The organism is Streptomyces sp. 150FB (assembly GCF_000818195.1).
Classification (GTDB): domain Bacteria; phylum Actinomycetota; class Actinomycetes; order Streptomycetales; family Streptomycetaceae; genus Streptomyces.
This window is the reverse complement of sequence record NZ_JTHL01000001.1, coordinates 4,824,422-4,830,542: the sequence shown is the minus strand read 5'-3', so window position 1 is coordinate 4,830,542 and position 6,121 is coordinate 4,824,422. Positions and strand designations below refer to the sequence as shown.

The window sequence follows — 6,121 nt, the reverse complement described above, 5'->3', positions numbered from 1 at the left end:
GCCACCGCCGCGCTCTGAACCGCCCGGGGGCCCTGGCCCGGCCGGGCCACTCGGCCGGGCCACCCGGTCAGGCCGCTCCGTCGCGGCCACTCGGTCCGGCCACTCGGTCGCGGCCGCTCAGCCGGTCGCGCCCAGTCGGTGCAGCCGTACGTCCCTCAGCTCGCCGGGCGCGACGACGGCGGTGAGGTACGTACGGTACGGCTGGCGCCGCCGGTCCGTCGGCGAGCCGGGGTTGAGCAGGCGCAGCCGCCCGTCCCCGGCCACCGAGTCCCACGGGATGTGGCTGTGCCCGAACACCAGCACGTCGAGGTCGGGGAACCGCCCGGCGCAGCGCCCCTCGCGCCCCTGCGCCGGGCCGGTCTCGTGCACGACGCCGAAGCGCACCCCGTTCAGCTCGGCGTACGCCACTTCGGGCAGCCGGGCGCGCAGTTCGGGCCCGTCGTTGTTGCCGTAGACCCCGATCAGCCGCTTCGCCCGCCCCTCCAGCAGGTCGAGGGTGTCCGCGTCCACCCAGTCCCCGGCGTGGATCACGACGTCGGCGCGCGGGATCTCGGCGAGCAGTTCGTCGGGAAGGCGCTTCGCGCGCTTGGGCAGATGGGTGTCGGACATCAGCAGCAGCCGCATGCACCGCACCTTAGGGAAGAACCGCCCCTGCCGGCCCCCGCCCCTCCCCCTGCGCGTCGTCGGCCCCGACCGGACCGTAGACGGCGGCGGGGGCGCCGGTCATGAGCGCCCAGTAGCGGTCGCCGTACGACCAGTGCCACCACTCGGTGGGGTAGTTCACCAGCCCGGCCCCCGCGGCGCCCAGCACTTCGGCGAGCAGCGCCCGGTTGCGGCGGGCGGTGGCCGACAGACCACCGGCGGCCATCGGGCAGGACGCCTCGTCGCCCGTACGGTGTCCGTTCACGGCGCCGCCCATGTCGAGTTCGTACCCGTCGGGTCCGACCAGCGTCACATCCACGGCCGCGCCCGCGCAGTGCGGCGCCACCTCGACCGGGGAGACGAACACACTTGTCCGCAGGCGGAGTTCGGCCGCGTCGCCGGGGGCGACCGAGCCCGAGGCGAGCAGTTGGTTCTCGTAGCGGGCGAACCGGCGTGCCTGCTCCGCCGGTTCGCGGTGCCCCTCGACCACGGCGATCCCGATTCCGTCGGGCAACTGCCGGGCCGCCAGGCACAGCCGCTCGCCGACGCCGCGCCTGACGCGCCCGTACGCACCGGCGGCGTCCCGCTCGCGGGGGTCGAGGCGTATGCCCGGGAGTGTCCCGACCTCGACGAGCGGTTCCCCGCACTCATGGACCGGGAGCGCGGCGACCCGGGGGTCACTGAGCAGGATCATGAAAAACTTCCCTTCGAACGCGATGCGGCGCGGACGGACACACGGCCGGGCGAAATTGTCGCGTACCTGCCGAAACAGCGCGCCAAAGTGAACTTCTGGCGTCCACGGACGCACCTTCCAGTGACCGGCTGATGGCTTAAACCGATACGATTGATTCACTGCCGCCAGTTTCCGCGTGCCGCGTGCCCAGCACGGAGTGCCGAGTGCCGCGCGCCTGAACCATCGAGTGCTGGAGTGATCTGGAAGTGACGCGACCGCGTGTGGGTGTGGCTGTACTGACCATGGGGACCCGGCCTGTCGAGCTGCGGGCCCTGCTGGACTCCGTGGCCAAGCAGCGGGAGCCCGCGCGCCGGATCGTCGTCATCGGCAACGGCGCGCCGCTGCCCGAGCTGCCGGAAGGCGTCATCGGGGTCGAGCTGGACACGAACCTCGGCGTCTCGGGCGGGCGCAATGTCGCGATGCGCAAGCTCCGCGAGGCCGGTGACGTCGACGTACTCGTGGACCTGGACGACGACGGCCTGCTCATCGAGGCCGACGTGATCACGCGCGTCGCCGATCTGTACGAGGCCGACCCCAAGCTCGGGATCGTCAGCTTCCGTATCGCCGACGAGACGGGCTTCACCCAGCGGCGCCACGTACCGCGCCTGCGGGTGGACGACCCGATGCGCGGCGGCGAGGTGACCACCTTCCTCGGCGGCGGTCACGCGCTGTCCATGCCGATGCTGGAGGAGACCGGCGGCTGGCCCGACGAGTTCTTCTTCACCCATGAGGAGACGGACCTCGCCTGGCGCGCCCTGGACGCCGGATGGAAGATCCAGTACGAACCGAAGCTGGTCCTCCAGCACCCGCGTACCTCGCCGGCCAGGCACGCCGAGTTCTACCGGATGACCGCGCGCAACCGCGTATGGCTGGCCCGCCGGCACCTGCCCGCCCTCCTCGTACCGATCTACCTCGGCACCTGGATCCTGCTGACCGTGGCCCGTACGCATTCGGCGAGCGGGCTGCGCGCGTGGTTCGGGGGCTTCTTCGAAGGCGTACGGACGGCGTGCGGGTCGCGTCGGCCCATGCGGTGGCGGACCGTCGGACGCATGACTCAGCTCGGCCGGCCGCCGGTCATCTAGCCCCGCCCGCCCCTCTCCAGGTCCGATTCCCGCCGGTCCTGGCCGCCCGGGGCGAGCATGCTGGGCGCGTGGTCAACGCTCTTGAAGGACTCATCGACCGGTTTCTCGCCTCCAGCGCCGAGTTCGAACGCAAGCTGCGCGCGGTACGACCCGAGCAGTGGTCCTGGCCCACTCCTTGCGGCGAGTGGAACGTGCGGCAACTGGTCAATCACATGACGCGGGGCAACCTCAGTTACGTGCGCCTGCTGGACAGCGGCGGCGCCGCGGATTTCGTACGGATGCGGGACGCGGACGCGCTGGGTACGGATCCGGTCGGCGCGTACGCGCGGTCCGTTCGGGAGTGCGCCGGAGCGTTCGGCCAGGCGGGTGCCATGCGGCGGATGCTGGACTATCCCCTGGGGCCGGTGACCGGCCGGCAGGCACTTGCCGTACGGATCACGGACAGTACGGTCCACACCTGGGATCTCGCCCAGGCCGTCGGAGCGGACGACGCTCTCAACGGCGACCTCGTGGACTGGATCTGCGAGCATCTCGACGACATCTACGCCGGCTTGCCGGAAACGCCCACCGCTGCCGAAACGACTCACCGGTTCTTCGCCGCTCCCGAGGGCGTACTCGCTCACGAGGCGTCGGCACAGACGCGCCTGCTGCACCGAATGGGCAGGACACCCGTACCGGGCCCCCGGGCCGGTGGCTAGGGTCGGGGGCATGGTGGACATACGTGAGTTCGATCAACGAGCCCTGAAAACAACGCAATCGATCGTCAGTCATGTCACTGTGGACCAGCTCGAAGCCCCGACTCCCTGCGGCGAGTGGACGCTCGGTCAGTTGCTCGCACACATGGTCGCCCAGAACTACGGTTTCGCGGCGGCGGCCCGGGGGGAGAGCCGCGACCTGAGCGTATGGGCCGACCGTCCGGTCGGCGATGACCCGGTGGGCACCTTCGCCGCTTCGGTGGAGGCCGTCAACGCCGCTTTCGCCGCTGACGGGACGCTGGAGCAGGGGTTCTGGCTGCCGGAGATCCGTGACGACCAGCCGTTCCCCGCTCGCCAGGCCATCTCCTTCCACGTCCTCGACTACGTGGTGCACGGGTGGGACGTCGCCCGCGCGATCGGTGTCAGGGCGGACTTCGACGACGACCTCCTCGACACGGTGCTGGCGATCGCCGAGCGGGTGCCCGACGACGAGAACCGGCTGCGCGCGGGCTCCGCGTTCCGGCCCGGCCTGGACACGGGCACGGGCACGGACGCGGATGCGGATGCGGACGCGGACCGTACGACGCTCGACCGGATCCTCGCCATGCTGGGCCGCTCCCCGAACTGGCCCAACTAGCGGCACGCGCTCGGACGGTACCCGGACCGACTACCCGGACACGGCCCGGAACGCGTCGACCCCCGTCAACCGGACTCCCGGCCCGGCGCGTCCAGATGGACGGCGAACAGCACGTTCGCGGTCTTCGCCTGGCCGTACGCCGCCCACTTGTCGTACGGACCGCGCCGGAAATGCGGGTCGTCCCATCGGATCTCCGACAGGTGGTGTCCCCGGGACGACACGGAGACCACCCGGGCTCCGCCGCGTGCGATCGGCGCCCAGAGGCGGTTGACGAGCGCGAAGTGGCCCAGATGGTTGGTGGCGAACTGCGCCTCCCAGTCCGCCGGACCGACCCTGGTCTCGGGGCAGGCCATGATCCCGGCGTTGTTGACGACGATGTCGATGTCCCGGCCCGAGGCGAGGAACCGGTCGGCGAAGTCCCGGACGCTCTCCAGGTCGGCGAGGTCCATGTCGTCCACCTCGACCCCGCCGATCCCACCGACCGCCATTTCGGCGACCTCCCTGCGTCGGGCCGGGACGACGACATGCGCCCCTGCGCGAGCGAAAGCGCGGGTGGTCTCCAGCCCGAGGCCCACGTAGCCACCGGTGACGACGGCGAGCTTGCCGCTCAGGTCGGTGCCGTGCAGAACGTCGTCCGTGGTGCTCCGGGCGCCGAAGCCGGATCCGATCCTCTGCTGGGGTGTGGTCGTGTACGTCATGTCGCCGGACGCTACGACTTGGAGCGCGCTCTCACGCAAGAACGGTTGCTCCTTGAGCCTGGGACCGAGGGTCCTCAGCGCGCCATGGAACGGTCCAGATCGCGTGACCTCTGCCGCAGGGTGAGCGCCGTCCTTCGCCCGTCCCGCGTGGCGGGGTCGGCTGGCCTCCGGTCCACTTCGACCCGTGCGCGCTCGGCGAGGACCTCGGCGCCCTCCCCCCTGGTCATGGCGGCAGCGTAACCAGCCCGGAGCAGCGTCTCAGCCGGGCCTGGGGACGGGCTCGACCGGCGAGTTGACGGACGCGGCCGAGGAGGGCGGGGAGGCGGGGACGGCGGGTGGCGCCCCGAGCGGGCCGGACGGCTCGGGGTGCGGGGACGGGCGCGCCGGCCGGGTGGGAGGCCGGGGGCTGTGCGTGACCGAGGGGTGCGCGGGGCGTACGGGCTCCGCCTGCCGCCCCTCCCACGGAACGAGCAGGACACAGGCCAGCACCGCGGCGAGACCGACGAGCGCCAGCGTGGCGGCACGGGTGGGGAAGCGCACCGTACGGACCCGGAGGGACGGCGGGGAAGCGCGTCGCAGATCGTCGAGTTCGACGGTACGGACGCGGGCGTCGAGTGCGGCGCGCAGGCGATGTTCGAGCAGGTCGTGCGAGGCGTTCGTACTTCTGGCACGGTTCGTGCGGCTCGTGCGGCTCATCGGGACGCCTCCAGCTTTCTGCCCAGGGCGGCGAGGGCCCGGCTGGCCGTGGACTTGACCGCGCCCCGGGACAGCCGCAGCGTGTCGGCGATCTGCGCCTCGCTGAGGTTCGACCAGTACCGCAGGACCAGCACCTCACGCTGGCGCCGCGTCAGGCGCCGGAGGGCGACGAGCACTTCCTGATGCTCCTCGCGCAGCAGTACGGACTCCTCGGGCGGCGGCGCGTGGCCCTCTCGTTCGGGTACGTGGGCGCGTACGGTTCTGCGCCGGCGCAGGACGGAGCGCGCGCCGTTCACCACGCTCGTACGGATGTACGCCTCCGGGTCGTCGAGCCCGGTCAGGCGGTCGCCGTGCCGACGGTAGAGCGCGGCGAACGCGTCCTGGACGACGTCCTCGGCCGTGGGCAGGTCGTCGACGAGGAGCAGCGCGAGGCGGACCAGTTGCAGCCGGCGGTGGTGGTACAGCTCGTCGATGCCGGTGCCGTGCTGCGGGGAGACGACCGGGGCGGCCGGGGTCTCACCCGTACGGCTGTACGACGCCAGCGGCGGTCCCCCGACCCCGCGCAGCAGCAGATCCCAGGCACGGCGCAGCAGGCCGCCGCCACCGTCCAAGCCGGTCAGGGCCGGGACGGCCAGGTACGTCGTCGCTGTCCTCATGGGTCTCCTGGACGGGAGGGGGGCGGAGAGACGGGCCCGCCGGACGATCAACCCCGGCGGACCCGACCTCCGGTACTGGTTACTTCGAGGCGGGGGCGGGCGCCGGGGCCGGAACCGGGGCGACGGAGGGAACGGGCCGCACGGGGGCCGGGGCGCTGGAGGGGACGGGCTTGACCTGCGCGGGCTTCGCCGGAACCGGGGCAGGCGCGGGCTTCGCCGCGAGCGGCCCAGGCACAGGCCTCACGGGCGCGGGCTTCGCGGGGACGGGGGCGGGCACAGGCT

At 72.3% G+C, this 6,121-nt stretch carries 8 protein-coding genes and 1 pseudogene; 3 read left to right on the top strand and 6 right to left on the bottom strand.

The genetic code is table 11. The annotated features are described in order from the left end of the window. Positions 1–117: 117 nt before the first annotated feature. A complete protein-coding gene (locus QR77_RS20685) occupies positions 118–624 on the bottom strand; it encodes a metallophosphoesterase (protein WP_040023522.1) in 507 nt (168 codons plus the stop codon). A gap of 10 nt (positions 625–634) precedes the next feature. Next, positions 635–1,336 (bottom strand): M15 family metallopeptidase, encoded by a 702-nt coding sequence (locus QR77_RS20680; RefSeq protein WP_052488930.1) that lies wholly within the window; start codon positions 1,334–1,336, stop codon positions 635–637. A 260-nt stretch (positions 1,337–1,596) separates the two neighbouring features. Here QR77_RS20680 and QR77_RS20675 point away from each other — a divergent pair, with 260 nt between their 5' ends. The 3 genes from QR77_RS20675 to QR77_RS20665 all read left to right on the top strand — a co-directional run bounded on the left by QR77_RS20675 (position 1,597) and on the right by QR77_RS20665 (position 3,789). Further along, complete coding sequence (locus QR77_RS20675) at positions 1,597–2,457, top strand: glycosyltransferase family 2 protein (RefSeq protein WP_040023520.1); 861 nt, start codon at positions 1,597–1,599, stop codon at positions 2,455–2,457. Positions 2,458–2,525: 68 nt separating this feature from the next. Then, positions 2,526–3,155 (top strand): TIGR03086 family metal-binding protein, encoded by a 630-nt coding sequence (locus QR77_RS20670; protein ID WP_040023519.1) that lies wholly within the window; start codon positions 2,526–2,528, stop codon positions 3,153–3,155. Between the two features lie 10 nt (positions 3,156–3,165). Then, positions 3,166–3,789, top strand: a complete 624-nt coding sequence (locus QR77_RS20665) for a TIGR03086 family metal-binding protein (protein ID WP_040023518.1) — start codon at positions 3,166–3,168, stop codon at positions 3,787–3,789. A gap of 68 nt (positions 3,790–3,857) precedes the next feature. Here the strand turns inward: QR77_RS20665 and QR77_RS20660 are convergent. The 4 genes and pseudogenes from QR77_RS20660 to QR77_RS20650 all read right to left on the bottom strand — a co-directional run. Then, positions 3,858–4,487: pseudogene (locus QR77_RS20660) on the bottom strand (SDR family NAD(P)-dependent oxidoreductase); the annotation flags it as partial. A gap of 74 nt (positions 4,488–4,561) precedes the next feature. Next, positions 4,562–4,714 (bottom strand): hypothetical protein, encoded by a 153-nt coding sequence (locus QR77_RS46820; protein WP_160310937.1) that lies wholly within the window; start codon positions 4,712–4,714, stop codon positions 4,562–4,564. Between the two features lie 31 nt (positions 4,715–4,745). Beyond that, entirely contained in the window at positions 4,746–5,183 is a 438-nt protein-coding gene (locus tag QR77_RS20655) for a hypothetical protein (protein ID WP_052488929.1), read from the bottom strand. Beyond that, positions 5,180–5,839 (bottom strand): sigma-70 family RNA polymerase sigma factor, encoded by a 660-nt coding sequence (locus QR77_RS20650; protein ID WP_040023517.1) that lies wholly within the window; start codon positions 5,837–5,839, stop codon positions 5,180–5,182. Before QR77_RS20650 ends, QR77_RS20655 begins: the two co-directional genes overlap by 4 nt. Positions 5,840–6,121 lie beyond the last annotated feature (282 nt).